The 16,556-nt window shown below is 48.9% G+C and carries 16 protein-coding genes; 13 read left to right on the plus strand and 3 right to left on the minus strand.

Going from position 1 to position 16,556, the window contains the following annotated elements:
• Positions 1 to 4 precede the first annotated feature (4 nt).
• A complete protein-coding gene (gene argS, locus Q9M42_RS05680; protein ID WP_322525550.1) occupies positions 5 to 1,675 on the plus strand; it encodes an arginine--tRNA ligase in 1,671 nt (556 codons plus the stop codon).
• 41 nt (positions 1,676 to 1,716) lie between these two features.
• Here argS and Q9M42_RS05685 read toward each other — a convergent pair whose 3' ends face one another.
• A complete protein-coding gene (locus Q9M42_RS05685) occupies positions 1,717 to 3,177 on the minus strand; it encodes a carbon starvation CstA family protein (protein ID WP_322525551.1) in 1,461 nt (486 codons plus the stop codon).
• A 182-nt stretch (positions 3,178 to 3,359) separates the two neighbouring features.
• Here Q9M42_RS05685 and Q9M42_RS05690 point away from each other — a divergent pair, with 182 nt between their 5' ends.
• Entirely contained in the window at positions 3,360 to 3,845 is a 486-nt protein-coding gene (locus Q9M42_RS05690; protein WP_322525552.1) for a GNAT family N-acetyltransferase, read from the plus strand.
• Between the two features lie 340 nt (positions 3,846 to 4,185).
• Here the strand turns inward: Q9M42_RS05690 and Q9M42_RS05695 are convergent, their stop codons facing one another.
• Complete coding sequence (locus Q9M42_RS05695; protein WP_022794603.1) at positions 4,186 to 4,377, minus strand: hypothetical protein; 192 nt, start codon at positions 4,375 to 4,377, stop codon at positions 4,186 to 4,188.
• A gap of 193 nt (positions 4,378 to 4,570) precedes the next feature.
• On the opposite strand from Q9M42_RS05695, the gene Q9M42_RS05700 reads away from it, so the two are divergent.
• From Q9M42_RS05700 to Q9M42_RS05715, 4 genes are all read left to right on the plus strand, one after another.
• Positions 4,571 to 4,846, plus strand: a complete 276-nt coding sequence (locus Q9M42_RS05700) for a YhdT family protein (RefSeq protein WP_322525553.1) — start codon at positions 4,571 to 4,573, stop codon at positions 4,844 to 4,846.
• Positions 4,843 to 6,294 (plus strand): sodium/pantothenate symporter, encoded by a 1,452-nt coding sequence (gene panF / locus Q9M42_RS05705; RefSeq protein WP_322525554.1) that lies wholly within the window; start codon positions 4,843 to 4,845, stop codon positions 6,292 to 6,294. The genes Q9M42_RS05700 and panF overlap by 4 nt, the downstream gene beginning before the upstream one ends.
• A gap of 161 nt (positions 6,295 to 6,455) precedes the next feature.
• A complete protein-coding gene (rpoE, locus tag Q9M42_RS05710; RefSeq protein WP_322525555.1) occupies positions 6,456 to 6,989 on the plus strand; it encodes a DNA-directed RNA polymerase subunit delta in 534 nt (177 codons plus the stop codon).
• 493 nt (positions 6,990 to 7,482) lie between these two features.
• A complete protein-coding gene (locus Q9M42_RS05715; protein WP_322525556.1) occupies positions 7,483 to 9,084 on the plus strand; it encodes a CTP synthase in 1,602 nt (533 codons plus the stop codon).
• A 62-nt stretch (positions 9,085 to 9,146) separates the two neighbouring features.
• Here Q9M42_RS05715 and Q9M42_RS05720 read toward each other — a convergent pair whose 3' ends face one another.
• Complete coding sequence (locus tag Q9M42_RS05720) at positions 9,147 to 9,668, minus strand: DUF2529 family protein (protein WP_322525557.1); 522 nt, start codon at positions 9,666 to 9,668, stop codon at positions 9,147 to 9,149.
• Positions 9,669 to 9,782: 114 nt separating this feature from the next.
• On the opposite strand from Q9M42_RS05720, the gene Q9M42_RS05725 reads away from it, so the two are divergent.
• The 7 genes from Q9M42_RS05725 to Q9M42_RS05755 all read left to right on the plus strand — a co-directional run bounded on the left by Q9M42_RS05725 (position 9,783) and on the right by Q9M42_RS05755 (position 16,533).
• The gene (locus Q9M42_RS05725; protein ID WP_322525558.1) at positions 9,783 to 10,151 is read left to right on the plus strand and encodes a response regulator; all 369 of its coding nucleotides are present in this window, start codon (positions 9,783 to 9,785) and stop codon (positions 10,149 to 10,151) included.
• Between the two features lie 248 nt (positions 10,152 to 10,399).
• Complete coding sequence (fba, locus tag Q9M42_RS05730; RefSeq protein WP_298786347.1) at positions 10,400 to 11,263, plus strand: class II fructose-1,6-bisphosphate aldolase; 864 nt, start codon at positions 10,400 to 10,402, stop codon at positions 11,261 to 11,263.
• Between the two features lie 144 nt (positions 11,264 to 11,407).
• Positions 11,408 to 12,052, plus strand: a complete 645-nt coding sequence (gene fsa, locus Q9M42_RS05735) for a fructose-6-phosphate aldolase (protein WP_091613202.1) — start codon at positions 11,408 to 11,410, stop codon at positions 12,050 to 12,052.
• Positions 12,053 to 12,303: 251 nt separating this feature from the next.
• Complete coding sequence (locus Q9M42_RS05740; RefSeq protein ID WP_322525641.1) at positions 12,304 to 13,590, plus strand: UDP-N-acetylglucosamine 1-carboxyvinyltransferase; 1,287 nt, start codon at positions 12,304 to 12,306, stop codon at positions 13,588 to 13,590.
• An 18-nt stretch (positions 13,591 to 13,608) separates the two neighbouring features.
• Entirely contained in the window at positions 13,609 to 14,580 is a 972-nt protein-coding gene (gene glpX, locus Q9M42_RS05745; RefSeq protein ID WP_322525559.1) for a class II fructose-bisphosphatase, read from the plus strand.
• Positions 14,581 to 14,924: 344 nt separating this feature from the next.
• The gene (rho, locus tag Q9M42_RS05750; protein WP_322525560.1) at positions 14,925 to 16,202 is read left to right on the plus strand and encodes a transcription termination factor Rho; all 1,278 of its coding nucleotides are present in this window, start codon (positions 14,925 to 14,927) and stop codon (positions 16,200 to 16,202) included.
• 88 nt (positions 16,203 to 16,290) lie between these two features.
• Complete coding sequence (locus Q9M42_RS05755) at positions 16,291 to 16,533, plus strand: type B 50S ribosomal protein L31 (protein ID WP_022794589.1); 243 nt, start codon at positions 16,291 to 16,293, stop codon at positions 16,531 to 16,533.
• Positions 16,534 to 16,556: the final 23 nt, after the last annotated feature.

Raw genomic sequence — 16,556 nt, forward strand, 5'->3', positions numbered from 1 at the left:
GCATATGAATATAATGGATCAGGTGAAGGAGCAGTTAAAAACAGAAATTGCGGCGGCAATTGAAGCGGCAGGACTTGCCCGGGGGGGAGACGTCCCGGAAATTGTGCTTGAAACCCCGAAGGAAAAAAGCCATGGGGACTTTGCATCGAACGCAGCGATGAAGCTCGCAAGCGTGGCAAAAAAGGCTCCGAGGGCGATCGCCGAAGACATCGTGAACCACTTAAACACAAGCAAAGCCTCCGTCAAAGAAATTGAAATTGCCGGACCTGGCTTTATTAACTTTTTTATGGATAACCGTTATTTGATTGATGTGATTCCGGAGGTGCTTGACCAGGGAGCGGAGTACGGTCGCTCTAATGTTGGAAGGCAGAAAAAGGTTCAGGTGGAATTTGTATCGGCGAACCCGACCGGCAATTTGCATCTCGGTCATGCCCGCGGCGCGGCCGTTGGGGACTCGCTCTGCAACATTCTGGACTTCGCCGGCTACGACGTGACGCGTGAATATTACATTAACGATGCCGGCAACCAGATCGTAAACCTGGCAAGATCGGTCGAAAGCCGGTACTTTGAAGCCCTTGGCATGGAAATGGAAATGCCTGAAGGCGGCTATCAGGGAGCAGACGTGCGCCAGTTCGGCGAAGAGCTTGCAAGCGAACAGGGAGACCGGTTCGTCCACGTTGAGGAAGAGGAAAGGCTTGAGTTTTTCCGCGAGTACGGCCTGAAGCGTGAAATCGAAAAGCTGAAGCAGGATCTTGAACAATTCAGAGTACGTTTTGATGTGTGGTATTCAGAAACCTCTCTTTATACAAACGGCAATGTTGAAGAAACGCTGCAATACCTGCACGACCAGGGAGAAACATACGAAGAAGACGGGGCAGTATGGTTCCGCTCGAGCCGTTACGGAGACGATAAAGATCGGGTGCTCGTGAAAAATGACGGTACCTATACGTATCTGCTCCCGGATATTTCGTATCACCGGGACAAATTCGGCCGCGGCTTTGAAAAGGTTATTAATATCTGGGGAGCAGACCACCACGGCTATATTCCGCGTATGGAAGCAGCGGTACAGGCGCTCGGCCATGATAAAGAACAGCTCGAGACGAAGATCATTCAAATGGTGAATCTGTTTGAAAACGGCGAGCGTGTGAAAATGAGCAAACGGACCGGCAAGGCGGTAACACTGAAGGATCTCATGGAAGAAGTCGGCATCGATGCGACCCGGTATTTCTTTGCGATGCGGAGTCCGGACACTCACATGGACTTTGACCTGAGCCTGGCCAAATCGCAGTCCAACGAAAATCCGGTATACTACGTGCAGTATGCTCATGCACGGCTTTGCAGCATCTTCCGTCAGGCGGAGGAACGCGGTATCACCTTTGATCCGGCGGCAGATTTGACGCCGATTCACAGTGAAAAAGAACTGGACGTACTGAAAAAAATCGGGGAATTCCCGGAAGAAGTGGCGATTGCAGCGGATAAATACGCTCCGCACCGCATGACTACCTATCTTCATGAACTGGCTTCTGCGTTTCACAGCTTTTACAATGCGGACCGCGTGATGGACGCTGAGGATGAGCCTAAAACCCAGGCAAGGCTCGTACTGGCGAAGGCAGTCCAGACGACGGTGCAGAACGGCCTGGATCTTATCGGCGTGAACGCGCCGGAAACGATGTAATAACGACGAAGGCACCGCCCGAAATGGGAGGTGCCTTTTTGTTATGCTTTGGCGGGAGCTTTTTCATATGCGGATTCGATCTGTTCGTCGACCGGAAACCTGGTTCCCACGTAGGCGCGGGCCCGTTTAACAAATAGGGCGATAACAATCAGTGTGCCGACAGCTGCAATAATATAACTCAATTCCATCGGAAGCCCGAAGCCGATCGGCGCATTTAAAATGTAGGTAAACGTTGCCATAGTCATGAACGTGGCTGGAATCGAAGCGACCCAGTGGTTTTTCCCGGCAAGCACGAGATACATGGCCCCGACCCACAGGGCGATCATAGCGGTGGACTGATTGGCCCAGGAAAAGTACCGCCATAAAATGGTGAAGTCCATGTTTGTTAAAGCAAACGAAGCGACAAACAATGGAAGCGCGATCCAAAGCCGGTTCGGCATTTTCTTTTGATTGATCCGGAAGTAGTCCGCAATGATCATCCGTGCGCTTCTAAACGAAGTATCACCGGATGTGATTGGAAGAACTATAACCCCAATGACTGCGAGCGTACCGCCAACGGCACCAAGCATCGTCATGGAGACTTCACTAACTACAGCTCCGGGACCGCCGGCAGCGATGATTTCATTCAGGGAAACGCCGTTAAAAATGCTCATGGCAGCAGCGGCCCAGATCATGGCGATGATGCCTTCGGCGATCATCATGCCGTAGAAAATTTTTCTTCCGCTGCCTTCATTTTGTGTAGTCCGTGAAATGATCGGCGTCTGGGTGGCATGAAAGCCGGAGATAGCCCCGCAGGAAATAGTTAAAAACAGAAGCGGGAAAATAGGCGCCTGATCCGGGTGCATGTTTTGGAACGAAAGCTCCGGAATTGGCTGTCCCTGAACGATAAGTCCACCTCCGATACCGACAGCGCTGAGCAGAAGGAGCGCCCCGAGGATCGGATAAATCTTGCCGATAATTTTATCGACCGGAAGCAGGGTTGCGAGAGTATAATAGGCGAAAATAACGGTAATAATAGCAGCAAGGCTGATCCATCCAGGAAGAATTCCGCTCAGCAGCTCCGCAGGAGCAGTGACGAAAACGGTTCCAACTAATAATAAAAGAAGCACTGAAAACCCGTTTACAATATGCTTCATCGACTTGCCGAGAAATTTGCCGGCAAGCTGAGGAAGGTGGGCGCCGCCGTTCCGTATGGAAATCATTCCGGTTAAGTAATCATGCACCGCTCCGGCAAAAATAGCTCCGAACACGATCCATAAAAAAGCAACTGGGCCGTAAAGGGCGCCCATAATCGGGCCGAAAATTGGACCAACGCCGGCAATATTCAGCAGCTGAATCATGGAGTTCCGCTTCGTCCCCATAGGGAGGTAGTCTACGTTATCCTGTTTCGTGAAGGCAGGAGTGGCCCGTTTTTCATTTGTAGTGAATAATTTTTCAATAAAAGCGCCGTATGTAAAATAGCCGATAATTAGTAACGCTACTGCGACGATAAAAGTAATCATGATGTCATCCTCCTGGCAAATTTGAATACGCTTACAAATTAGTTATACAGTTGGAAATCATAAACGTCAAGCAGAAAATGAAGCAGGTACGCGCGGTTTTTATTACAGACAGGAAGGGTAAATAATGGTAGATCTAGAAGAATAACAGGAAGACATGCTACCATGCAGAAGGAGGAAACGATATGGCCGTAGTTATTCGTTCGATGGAGTATAAAGATTTGGACCGTATCCGTGAAGTCGCAAGGGAGTGCTGGTACGACGCCTACGAGGGTATTATTCCTCTGCCAGCCCAGGAGATGTATTTAAGTCAGGCCTATAACGATGAGATGTTAATGCGCCGCATATCCAAGCATACCTCCAAAGTAGCTGAAGTGGACGGGAAAGTCGTGGGATTTTCTGATTTAGGACCGATCGACGACAAACGAAGCTGTAAAATGTCTGCTATGTACCTGCTTCCTGATTATCAAAGCCAGGGGATTGGAAAACAGCTGTTTGACGAAACGCTGATGGAAGAGCCGAACGCTAAAAAGATCCGGGTCTATATAGAGGAAAAAAATACACGCGGTCAGAAATTTTATGAAAAACAGGGATTTGAGAAAAAAGAAAAGCTTCAGGGGGAATTCGGCGGCTATCAGATTCCGATGCTGATTATGGAGAAGGAAATGTAAAAGAAAAGCGGAGGAAGCCTGACCAGCGATGCGTACCCTGGAAGAGCTTTGGAAAAGTGGCTTTTTCACTTTGACAAAGGTCTGAAGGGATGCGACATCGTTGGCTTCCGGAGCTGGACAGAGAAAACGCGGTTGGCGAATAGAGGAAAAAGTAACACCCGGGTTAAAGGAATTTCGACTAAAACCGCTACGTCGTGTAGCAACGTCGAACTGACCCGCGTCGTGCGGGCCCGAAAAGCGGAGTTAGCCATAGCCTGTCCCCCGGGTCTGCGATTCTATAAAATAAAAAAGCTGCTTCCTCACAAAAGAGGAGCAGCTTTGCACTTGATAGATGATTATTTTAATGGGTTACTTCATTTTTTAATAGAACGATGCGGTGGTAAGGAAATTCTTCTTCTTTTCCTACAATTGGATAATCACTGAATTCTACAATAACCGTACGTTCAAATTCAGAAATAACTTTCATTTCATAGCCTTCGTAATGAACGACTTCTCCGGGCTCGAATTGGTCAAATTGTTTTTCGCCAGCCATTTACATCAACACCTTTTGACTTTATTAAATTACATTACCCTTTTTTATAATGATTAAACATCACTTGAAAGTACAGGCATAATACATATATTCTCGTGAAACAGGAACGATTTGTCAATATAGTTGCAGCAGACTGGTAAATCAGCTAAACTAATTGAAGTTTTTGAAGGAACGAAATAAATGGAGGATGGTCATGAGCCTGGAAGAAAAAGAGAGAAAGCTGCAGCAGCTCACAGCTAAAGAAGCGCTTCTTGGTGTTGCTATTGCTGTGGGCCATTTTATTTGGTGGTTTGGTTTTGCATATGGGCTTGGGGGCAGAGACCCCGAGAATTATCAATACATACTGGGTATGCCTGACTGGCTTTTTTACAGCTGCGTACTCGGGCCGGTTCTTTTACTCATTACTCTTTGGTTTGTCGTAAAGTTCGTCCTCCGCGATATTCCTCTTGATCAGGAGGAAGACCGATGAATATAGAAGTGATTGTGCCATTAGTCGTTTTTTTACTTTTTACGTTTGCGATCGGTATCTGGTCCGCTAAAAAAAGGACCGGAGCTACATCTTTTCTTCATGACTACTATTTAGGAAGTCGTGAACTTGGAGGACTGGTACTGGCCATGACAATGGTTGCGACGTACGGCAGTGCGAGCAGCTTTGTTGGAGGTCCCGGCATCGCCTACGACCGCGGACTTGGCTGGGTGCTGTTATCCATGGCCCAGGTGGTTACCGGCTATTTCACGCTCATGATCCTCGGCAAGCGGTTTGCCATCATGGCCCGCCGGTACCGGGCTGTTACACTCGTGGATTTTCTCCGCTCCCGCTATAATAACGGACTGGTCGTTATTATAGGAGCATTCAGCATTGTCATCTTTTTATTTTCCGCGATGGCCGCGCAGTGGGTAGGAGGAGCGAGGCTGATCGAATCGGTCACAGGCATGAGCTATCAGGCGTCCCTGTTTCTGTTTGCAGCAGCAGTGCTGTTTTATGTAATCATCGGAGGCTTCCGGGCAGTAGTGGTTACAGACGCAGTGCAGGGTATTATTATGGTCGTCGGTACGTTGATCATTTTTACCGCCACACTGATAGCTGGAGGCGGAATGAACAATATTATGACCTCCCTGTATCAGGAAAACCCAAACCTAGTTACACCGTTCGGCGCAGACGGGGATTTAACCGCACTCTATGTATCGTCATTTTGGATTTTAGTCGGTGTGGGAGTAGTCGGACTGCCCCAGGTGGCAGTACGGGCGATGTCATATAAAAGCTCAGCTGCTATGCACCGTGCGCTTCTTATCGGAACAGCAGTGGTTGCTTTTATGATGTTTGGCATGCATATGGCCGGGGTGATGGGCCGCGTCGTCGTCCCGGGCATTGAAGTGGCCGATACCGTTATGCCGGAGCTGACGATGACCGTCCTTCCCGGATGGCTGGCCGGTATCGTACTGGCAGCGCCGATGGCGGCTATCATGAGCACCGTGGATTCCCTGCTTCTAATGATCAGCTCCTCAGTAGTCAAAGACGTATACATTAACTATATCAGGCCCGACGCTTCGGAAAACAGAATACGCATGCTGAGTTTGGTTGTTACGGCAGCAGTCGGCATTATCGTTGTAGCTATTTCGTGGAGTCCGCCGGAGTTTTTAATCTGGCTGAATCTGTTTGCCTTTGGAGGACTGGAAGCCGCGTTTATCTGGCCAATCGTTTTAGGACTGTATTGGAAAAAAGCAAACGGATGGGGAGCGCTTGCAGCGATGATCACCGGTATCGCCTCATACATGATTATTTCGATCTGGCTCCCGGGGTGGCTCGGTATGCACGAAGTAGCAATGCCTGTTCTTTTTTCACTTGCAGCGTTTGTGCTCGTGTCTCTTGTCACAAGCCGGCAGCAGAATGAATGGGCGCCCCTGGAAAACAATTAAGCAGGCAGCCGGTAAATTCTATCAGTAAGAATTGAATAATAATTATGGAATTTTTCTTCGAAATATGTTTATAATTTTAGGTATGAATTTTCGTAGCGATGAAGCGATTAATATAAAGGAATCAGCATAAGGGCATGTTTGTGAAAAGGAGCGATGAAGCTGTGAAAATAAACGAGTTGAGCGAAGAAAAAGTACGGGAAATGTCTTCGATGGAACTGGCGTATATGATCCTCGAAGAAGAGGGCGGAGCATCAGGCTATACGAGAGTTATGGACCGGCTGACAGAATTAAAAGGGTACACAGAAGAGGAAAGAAAAAGTCGGATGATCAAATTGTTTACATCCATGAATTTGGATGGACGGTTTGTGCATCTGGGCGAAAATCACTGGGGTCTTCGCGGATGGTATCCTCTCGATCAGTCAGATGAAGAACTGAGCCACACAGTGCAGGGTTCGGACGAGCTTGCTGAAGAGATTGATCCGGAGGAAGAAACGTATGACGATGATCTGGTAGACATTTCCGATGACCTGGACGCCATCTCTAAAAAAGACGACGCCGATGAAGATACATTTGATGATAATGATCTTGAAGGCTTTGAGCCGGGCAACTCGGGGCCAGGCTTCGATGAAGAAGACGAAGATGAAGAAGAAAGTGGAAGCGACAATACAGAGGAAAGTGGAGAAGAGAGCCGGTAATTTTATCGTGGTCAAATCTTGACTTTCGAAACTCGTATAGGTACAATCATTTTTGGGCTGTGACGTAAAGGTGAAAATGATACCTATATAAGCATGAACGATAAACAAAAGTGTGCCCCCTCCATATGGTGGCAGGGCGCCACTTTTGTTTTTTTTATGAATAAAGAAAAGCGGGGGAGCCTTGTTCAACCGCGACAGGTACTTCCCAGACATGCAGGGCAGCCTGCTGTCCGAAACCGGCTGGAAAGTAACCCCGAGCGGTTAGGCTCCGAAGCTGGACAAAGAAAAGCGGAGGGTGTTTGGGCACCAGCTTAAACGGCTCGTCGGTTTCAGTCGGCTTGAGACGAAGTCGCAAACGATCTGAAATCACGAATGGGTTAAGCTGGTAACACCCGAAGCTGGACAAAGAAAAGCGGAGGAAGCCTATTCAACGGCGCGGACCCTGAAAGCACTATTTTAAAGAACATTTATATAAAGAGAGGCAGATAGGTATATGGCGAGTAAATATATTTTCGTTACTGGCGGCGTTGTATCTTCGTTAGGTAAAGGCATTACAGCAGCTTCCCTCGGAAGACTGCTTAAAAACAGAGGACTTAGTGTTACTATCCAAAAGTTTGACCCATATATCAACGTGGACCCGGGAACAATGAGCCCGTATCAGCACGGGGAGGTTTTCGTTACAGACGATGGAGCGGAAACAGACCTGGATCTCGGACACTATGAACGCTTTATCGATATCAACCTCAGCAAAAACAGCAATGTCACGACCGGAAAAGTATACTCCTCCGTTATTCGCAAAGAACGGCGCGGCGACTATCTCGGCGGCACTGTACAGGTTATTCCGCACGTCACAAATGAAATCAAGGAACGGGTGTACCGTGCAGGAAGGGAAACGGGAGCCGATGTAGTAATTACAGAAATCGGCGGTACGGTCGGCGATATTGAAAGTCTGCCGTTTCTTGAAGCCATTCGTCAGATCAAAAGCGATGTCGGACGCGACAACGTAATGTACGTGCACTGTACGTTAATTCCATACTTATCCGCAGCAGGAGAAATGAAATCAAAACCGACGCAGCATAGCGTCAAAGAGCTGCGCGGCATTGGCATCCAGCCGAACGTCATTGTGCTCCGGACAGAAAAGCCGGTACCGGAAAACATGAAAGAAAAGATTGCATCGTTCTGCGACGTGCCTTCAGAGTCAGTCATTGAAGCAGGGGATGCAGAAGTGTTATATCAGATCCCGCTTGAACTGCAGCGCCAGCATATGGACCAGATCGTCTGCGATCATCTGAAGCTGACAGCGCCGCCGGCAGAAATGACGGAATGGACGGCGCTCGTCGACCGGGTGAAAAACTTAAGCAAAACGGTACGTATTGCCCTGGTGGGAAAATATGTAGCGCTTCCGGATGCGTATCTTTCAGTGGCGGAGTCGCTGAAGCACGCCGGGTACCACTTTGATGCAGACATCGAAATCGACTGGGTGCAGTCGGAGGATCTGGATAAGAATAATGTGGCTGAGCGCCTGAAGGATGCCGATGGCATTCTTGTGCCCGGAGGCTTCGGCGACCGGGGGATCCAGGGCAAAATTGAGGCGATCACCTATGCACGGGAACAGAAAATCCCGTTTCTCGGAATTTGTCTTGGCATGCAGCTTGCAAGCGTGGAATTTGCGAGAAACGTGGCGGGCATAGAGGATGCAGGCTCGGCAGAATTTCACCCCGACGCCAAAAACGCAGTAATCGACCTGCTTCCGGAGCAGAAGGATGTAGAAGATCTTGGCGGCACGCTCCGGCTCGGTCTTTACCCTTGTAAGCTAAAAGAAGGGTCCCGTGCAAAGGAAGCTTACGATGAGGCGGAGATCGTCTACGAACGTCACCGCCACCGCTATGAATTCAGCAATGCCTACAGAGAACAGCTCGAAAACAACGGATTTATCTTCAGCGGTACGAGTCCAGACGGGCGCCTGGCAGAAATTATCGAAGTAGCAGACCATCCTTACTTTGTTGCTTCGCAGTTTCACCCGGAATTTGTTTCCCGCCCGACTCGCCCGCAGCCTTTGTTCCGCGAATTTATCCGTTATTCCGCAGGGGAATAAATAAAAGTAAGCCTGGATGGTGTCTATGCCATCCAGGCTTCTTTGTGCAGCATACTTCTGCTTTATTCGAGTTCATCTGATAATTCTTTAATATATAAATATAAAAGCTGACCGGCGAAGAAAGCTGATAAAGCAAATGGGTCCCCGTAGCGCTCTCCCTTTTCATCTGGAATGACCGGTTCGGCTGAGGGTGCTGTAATATGGCAGTTTAACGGCCCGAGCAGTTCGTTGATCCGGGCATCGTCCTGCGTGTAAATAATTAAAGGTGTTTCGCTGTTTTGGCATGTCTGGATAAACGAAAGCATCTCCTCGCGTTCGTCGGGATGGATGATTAAAAGCAAACGGTCGACCTCGGACAGGGCTTCGGTATCGGGAGAAGGTATAATGGCCGTTGTTCCTTCCGGGGCATCCGATTGAGCGGCAAGCGCCAGGGCAATGGAATGAGCGGACGGAGATCCCGCTACCCAGAGTCTGCCCAGTCCCCTAACAGCCTGGACAGCCAGACGTGCTGCGTCTTCAAACTCTTCCTCCTGATCCATGATGCTTTGAAATTTACCCTGAAGCTGGGTGGAAAAAATTTTCATGAAAATCCTCTTTTCTGCTTTGAAATTAATGGATGGCTGAAACATACGTGGTCATAAATCTTATAGTAATATATACTGCAGGTAGAAGAAAGTAGAGAAGGAGGAATTCATGCAATGGAACGGGTGTTAATTGTAGATGATCAAATGGGAATCCGGCTTCTCTTAAAAGAGGTACTCGAAGAAGAGGGGTACACCGTCAAAGAAGCACATAACGGCGAGCTTGCTTTACATATGGTGGAAGAATGGACGCCGGAAATTTTTATCATCGATATGAAACTCCCGGGGATCGACGGACTCACACTGCTTAAAGAGCTTCAAAGCGCCTCCCGCCTCGAAGACGCCTACGTGATTATAATGACCGCCTATGGTGAAAAGGAACAGGTGGAAGCGGCCAGGCAGAACGGAGCGGATTACTATATCGCCAAGCCGTTTGACATTGAAAACTTAAAGAGCGTCATCGGCAAACTTTCGCAAGAAGGGTGACAACTGGCCTCGATATGCTATAATGAAAAAAGAATTTGAGTAAGATTTACATAGCATAGTCGGTTTGTTTTCAAGCGGAAGTATCTGACAGTGAAGACGTCCTGATCGTATCATCATTACGCTTTAATACACACTACCCGATGCAGCCTGAATGAAAGCTGCAGATGCTTTCGTGTGCTTAAATATATTTACTATGTATGGAAGCTGCTCAAACATTTTGCTTGAAACGAAGAGGGAGGATATTTTTTATGCCATTGGTATCAATGACGGAAATGCTGAAAACAGCACAAAAAAATCAGTATGCCGTAGGACAGTTCAACTTGAACAACATGGAATTCACCCAGGCCATTCTTCAGGCGGCTGAAGAAGAAAAATCCCCAGTAATCTGCGGTGTTTCTGAAGGAGCAGCCCGCTACATGGGTGGCTTCGAAACAGTCGTTACTCTGGTAAAAGCGTTGATGAAAGAATATAACGTAACAGTACCTGTAGCCATTCACCTCGACCACGGTTCGAGCTTTGAAAACTGCATGAAGGCAATGAAAGCAGGCTTTACTTCTGTAATGATCGACGGCTCCCACCATCCGCTTGAATACAACATTGAAATGACTAAGCGCGTTGTCGACGCTGCACATGCGATCGGCGTATCTGTAGAAGCCGAGCTCGGCCGTGTAGGCGGCCAGGAAGACGACCTGGTCGTTTCTGAAGCGGAAGAAGCTTACGCTATTCCTGCAGAATGTAAAGAGCTTGTAGAGCAGACTGGTGTTGACTGCTTCGCAGCAGCGCTTGGCTCTGTGCACGGTCCGTACAAAGGCGAGCCGAACCTCAGCTTTACCCGTATGGAAGAAATCCAACAGCTCGTGGATGTTCCGTTCGTTCTGCACGGTGGTACAGGCATTCCGACAGAAGATGTGAAAAAAGCGATCCGTTACGGTCACGCAAAAGTGAACGTAAACACGGAAAGCCAAATGTCTTCTGCGGCTAAAGTACGAGAAGTACTGGCAGAGCAGCCGAACCAGTATGACCCTCGTAAATATCTCGGCCCAGCACGCGATGCCATCAAAGAAACAGTGAAGTTCAAAATGCAGGAATTTGGTTCTTCCAACCAGGCGTAATTAATGAGCATGAAGCGAAGAAAAAGGGGCCCATTACCGGGCCGCCTCTTTCTCCGCCTTACTTTCTTCTTCTCAATAGTAAAATGATTTGCAAGCGTTTGCTTGAAACGGATAAAGAGTATTAAATAATAGGAGGGAACATGTATGAAGTTTTTTGTAGATACAGCGAATGTCGATGAAATCAGAGAGGCGAATGACCTCGGGATTCTTGCCGGCGTCACTACGAATCCGAGTCTCGTCGCCAAAGAAGGCGTCGACTTTCATGAACGTTTAAAAGAAATTACAGCTATCGTCGACGGCTCCGTCAGTGCCGAAGTCATTTCGACTGAAGCAGAAGGCATGATCACGGAAGGCCGGGAGCTCGCAAAAATCGCTCCGAATATTACAGTTAAAGTTCCAATGACACTAGAAGGCATGAAAGCCGTAAAGGTCTTTACAGAAGAAAACATTCAGACAAATGTCACGCTCGTCTTTTCTTCCGTACAGGCGTTAATTGCGGCAAGAGCAGGAGCGACATACGTCTCCCCATTCCTTGGACGTCTGGACGATATCGGCCACAACGGCTTGGACCTGATCAGTGAAATTTCCGAGATCTTTAACGTTCACGGCATTGAAACGAAAATTATTGCTGCATCCGTGCGCCATTCTACTCACGTGGCAGAAGCAGCGGCCCGCGGTGCCCATATCGCGACGATTCCATTTAAGGTCGTTCCCGGCCTTCTGAAGCATCCGCTGACAGATCAGGGGATCGAAAAATTCCTGAGCGATTGGGAAAACCGTAAGCAGTAAAATAAAACAGCACAGGCTTCTGCAGGGTTTCTGCAGAAGCCTTTTTTTGTATGAAAATTCAGCCAAATTCTCTTGCTAATAAGTGGAAAAACATCTATGCTGAAAAAAGAAAACACTTTTAACGATTAGTAGGACACAAATAGCATAAAAAGGACAGTCCCTGCCCGAATCCAGGCCCGGGCTTCAGCTTTTACATGCCGTTCATACAGAGTGGCTGAGGATGCTGGATAATGACTATAGAGGATGATTGCATGCAGAAAATGATTATTGAAGGCGGCAGGCCGCTTGAAGGACAGGTGTCGGTCAGCGGAGCGAAAAACAGTGCAGTGGCACTTGTTCCGGCAGCGCTGATGGCAAATGGCCACGTGACTCTTGAGAACCTTCCCGACATTCACGATATCGACACGCTGGCTGAAATTTTGCAGGATGTGGGAGCGAATGTAAAAACAGAAAATCACCGGATGAAAATTAATGCGAAGAATGTTCGTCCGCTGTCGATGCCAAATGGCAAAGTAAAAAAGCTGCGTGCTTCCTATTATTTGATGGGAGCAATGCTCGGGCGGTTTAAAAAGGCAGTGATCGGCATGCCGGGCGGCTGCTATCTTGGTCCTCGGCCGATTGATCAGCACATCAAAGGCTTCGAAGCTCTCGGGGCTACGGTCGAAAATGAACACGGCTCGCTCCATATTCACGCAAAAGAGCTGAAGGGCGCCCGTATTTATCTGGATGTGGTGAGCGTTGGGGCGACGATTAACATTATGATGGCGGCAGTCATGGCCAAGGGGCGGACGGTAATCGAAAACGCCGCGAAGGAACCGGAAATTATCGACGTAGCCACGCTTTTGACAAATATGGGGGCAAATATTAAAGGCGCGGGGACAAACGTTATCCGCATTGATGGTGTAGAAGAACTGAACGGATGCAATCATTCGATTATTCCTGACCGGATCGAGGCGGGCACCTATATGATTGCGGGTGCGGCTATGGGAAGTGAAGTAGTGATAGATAACGTCATTCCGGATCACCTCGAAGCGTTAACGGCCAAGCTCCGGGAAACAGGAACAGGCGTGGAATGGTATGACAATTCGGTCCGGATCACCGGGGCGGACCGGCTGCAGGCCGTGCAATTAAAAACCCTCGTTTACCCCGGATTCCCTACTGATCTACAGCAGCCGTTCACGGCGCTTATGACAAGGGCCGAAGGAAAAACGATTGTTCACGACACCATCTATCCGTCGCGGTTCAAGCACGTGGATGAACTGTCGCGCATGGGAGCGGACGTGACTACCGGTGAAGGCACTGCGATTGTGCGGGGGCCGGCGCAGCTTCAGGGGGTGCAGGTGGCAGCAAGCGATCTGAGAGCCGGAGCTGCCCTGATTGTAGCCGGGCTGATGGCTGAAGGCCGTACCGTTATTACCGGGTTTGAGCATGTGGCCCGGGGCTATGAAAAAATTGAGCACAAATTGCGTTATTTGGGCGCTGAGATCCGTTTAGAGACTATCAGTGAACAGGAAATGCAGGAAATTCAAAATTCGTAAGCTTGGGGGAGTATAACAATGGAAAGAAGTCTGTCGATGGAATTAGTACGGGTGACCGAAGCAGCGGCATTATCGTCTGCACGCTGGATGGGCCGCGGGAAAAAGGATGAGGCCGACGATGCCGCTACAAGCGCAATGCGCGATGTGTTTGACACGATCCCGATGAAAGGGACCGTGGTAATTGGTGAGGGGGAAATGGATGAAGCCCCGATGCTCTACATTGGAGAAAAGCTTGGGACCGGTTTCGGGCCGAGAGTCGATGTGGCGGTAGATCCGCTTGAAGGTACAGAAATCGTCGCCAGCGGCTCCTGGAATGCTCTCGCAGTACTTGCCATTGCTGACCATGGAAGGCTTCTCCATGCTCCGGACATGTACATGGATAAAATTGCGGTAGGACCTGAAGCGATCGGGACAATTGATATCGATGCGCCGGTCGCAGACAACCTGCACGCCGTAGCAAAGGCAAAAGGCAAGGATATCGAAGACGTTGTTGTCACTATTCTGGACAGAGAGCGCCATGCTAAACTGATCCAGGATGTCCGAGATACCGGTGCCCGCATCAAGCTGATTCCTGCAGGGGATGTGGCCGGTGCGATTAATACTGCCTTTGATGAAACAGGGGTGGATATACTGCTCGGCTCCGGAGGAGCTCCCGAGGGCGTTATTGCCGCTGTCGGACTTAAGTGTCTGGGCGGGGAAATGCAGGGCAAGCTTCTTCCGCAGAACGACGATGAACTGGCCCGGTGCACAGAAATGGGTATTGACGACGTTAACCGGCCGCTTCTTATGTCGGATCTGGTCGGCGGGGAGGACTGCATCTTTGCCGCTACCGGCGTAACAGAGGGTGAACTGCTGAAGGGCGTGAATTTTAAAAGCTCCAAAGCCACGACCCAGTCCCTTGTCATGAGGGCTAAATCAGGAACGGTCCGCTTTGTAGACGGCAAGCACAACGTTCAGAAAAAGCCGGATTTTGTGATCAGAGACGAATAAAACGGGCTGAGGGCAGGGAGACCTGTCCTTTTCTCATTTTATGCCGGAAGCGTTCCATCCTAATAATTTCACTTGCAGACAGAGGCGTTCAAAGTTAAAATAATGAAGTACAAACTGTATTCGTAAAACGTTTACTGCCATTCAACAGTTCTCCTCTCCTTTATGCAGGGCATCCGTTCCTTTTCTTATCCTCCAATTATCCCAACACTTTTTGCCGGAAAGCCATAACGGAAATAAAAAGGCAGCTTACATTCACAAAGTGTAAGTGTTTCTTCACGTTGACGGAACTAATATACATGATTATTTTTTTACATTCATAATAGAAAAAGAAAGTGGTGACCGCATTGGCAGTCAACATCGCAGAGCTCGAAACAATGACGCTAAAAGAATTGTACCGGCTCGCCAAAGAATACAAGGTATCGTATTACAGCAAATTAAACAAAAGGGAACTCGTCTTTGCGATCTTAAAAGGACAGGCGGAAAAAGATGGCCTGATGTTTATGGAGGGCGTGCTTGAAATTATCCAGACAGAAGGCTACGGTTTTCTGCGTCCGATTAACTATCTGCCGAGCACGGAGGACATTTATATCTCTGCTTCGCAGATCCGCCGTTTTGACTTGAGAAATGGGGATAAGGTTTCCGGAAAGGTACGTCCGCCAAAGGATTCGGAGCGGTACCACGGCCTGCTGCAGGTGGAAGCAGTCAACGGGGAGGACCCCGACTCTTCGAAGGAGCGCCCGCATTTTCCGGCACTGACACCGCTGTATCCGGACGAGCGCATGCAGATGGAAACTCATCCCAATCGCGCCTCTTCGCGGATCATCGATCTGATCACCCCAGTAGGCTTCGGCCAGCGCGGACTCATTGTGGCTCCGCCAAAAGCCGGAAAGACGTCGCTGTTGAAAGAAGTCGCCAACAGCATTACTGAAAACCATCCGGAAACCGAACTGATTGTGCTGCTCGTGGACGAACGTCCGGAAGAGGTTACAGACATCGAGCGTTCTGTAGACGGAGACGTAGCCAGCTCTACATTCGATGAGGTGCCTGAAAACCACATTAAAGTTTCTGAGCTTGTGCTTGAACGGGCGATGCGTCTCGTGGAGCACAAAAAAGATGTCGTCATTCTGCTCGACAGCATCACCCGTCTTGCACGGGCGTACAACCTGGTGCTGCCGCCAAGCGGACGGACGCTTTCCGGTGGTATTGATCCGGCAGCTCTTCACCGTCCGAAGCGCTTCTTCGGGGCGGCCCGTAATATTGAAGAAGGTGGAAGCCTGACCATCCTGGCAACAGCCCTTGTAGAAACCGGGTCGCGGATGGACGATGTGATTTATGAGGAATTTAAAGGTACAGGAAACATGGAGCTCCATCTCGACCGTCGTCTGGCCGAGCGCCGTATTTTCCCATCGATCGATATCCGTCGCTCGAGCACCCGGAAAGAAGAACTGCTCGTCTCCAAAGAGCATCTGGATAATTTATGGGCGATCCGCAAGACGATGAACGATTCCCCGGATTTCGTGGATCACTTTATCCGGCGCATTAAGCAGACCAAAACAAATGAAGAATTTTTTGAGGAGCTTCAGAAGGACAAGCAGGGAAAAGTAACGACTGGAAAGAAATAAACGAAATGAACGATTGATAAATTTCGGGGAAGTTGTTATAATCTCGTTATGTGTGAAAAAGAGAAGAATCGAAAGGAAGTGACCAGCTATGAAACAACAAGTGCATCCGGAATATCATAAAGTTGTATTTATGGATACAAGTACGGGATTCAAGTTTTTGAGCGGTTCGACAGAAAGCTCGTCTGAAACTATCGAATGGGAAGACGGAAACACGTACCCAGTAATCAAAATTGAGGTAAGCTCCGACTCCCACCCGTTCTACACCGGCAAGCAGAAGCAGAACACTGCCGGCGGCCGTGTGGACAAGTTCAAAAGAAAATACAACCGCTAAGCACCATGGTTGGGTAAAGGCGG

It is taken from the genome of Marinococcus luteus (assembly GCF_034497705.1).
GTDB classification, from domain to species: domain Bacteria; phylum Bacillota; class Bacilli; order Bacillales; family Marinococcaceae; genus Marinococcus; species Marinococcus luteus_A.

Coding starts and splice junctions, on each gene's coding strand:
- argS (WP_322525550.1), top strand. CDS start 5: ATGAATATAATGGATCAGGTGAAGGAGCAGTTAAAAACAGAAATTGCG.
- Q9M42_RS05685 (WP_322525551.1), bottom strand. CDS start 3,177: ATGATTACTTTTATCGTCGCAGTAGCGTTACTAATTATCGGCTATTTT.
- Q9M42_RS05690 (WP_322525552.1), top strand. CDS start 3,360: ATGGCCGTAGTTATTCGTTCGATGGAGTATAAAGATTTGGACCGTATC.
- Q9M42_RS05695 (WP_022794603.1), bottom strand. CDS start 4,377: ATGGCTGGCGAAAAACAATTTGACCAATTCGAGCCCGGAGAAGTCGTT.
- Q9M42_RS05700 (WP_322525553.1), top strand. CDS start 4,571: ATGAGCCTGGAAGAAAAAGAGAGAAAGCTGCAGCAGCTCACAGCTAAA.
- panF (WP_322525554.1), top strand. CDS start 4,843: ATGAATATAGAAGTGATTGTGCCATTAGTCGTTTTTTTACTTTTTACG.
- Q9M42_RS05715 (WP_322525556.1), top strand. CDS start 7,483: ATGGCGAGTAAATATATTTTCGTTACTGGCGGCGTTGTATCTTCGTTA.
- Q9M42_RS05720 (WP_322525557.1), bottom strand. CDS start 9,668: ATGAAAATTTTTTCCACCCAGCTTCAGGGTAAATTTCAAAGCATCATG.
- Q9M42_RS05725 (WP_322525558.1), top strand. CDS start 9,783: ATGGAACGGGTGTTAATTGTAGATGATCAAATGGGAATCCGGCTTCTC.
- fba (WP_298786347.1), top strand. CDS start 10,400: ATGCCATTGGTATCAATGACGGAAATGCTGAAAACAGCACAAAAAAAT.
- fsa (WP_091613202.1), top strand. CDS start 11,408: ATGAAGTTTTTTGTAGATACAGCGAATGTCGATGAAATCAGAGAGGCG.
- Q9M42_RS05740 (WP_322525641.1), top strand. CDS start 12,304: ATGCAGAAAATGATTATTGAAGGCGGCAGGCCGCTTGAAGGACAGGTG.
- glpX (WP_322525559.1), top strand. CDS start 13,609: ATGGAAAGAAGTCTGTCGATGGAATTAGTACGGGTGACCGAAGCAGCG.
- Q9M42_RS05755 (WP_022794589.1), top strand. CDS start 16,291: ATGAAACAACAAGTGCATCCGGAATATCATAAAGTTGTATTTATGGAT.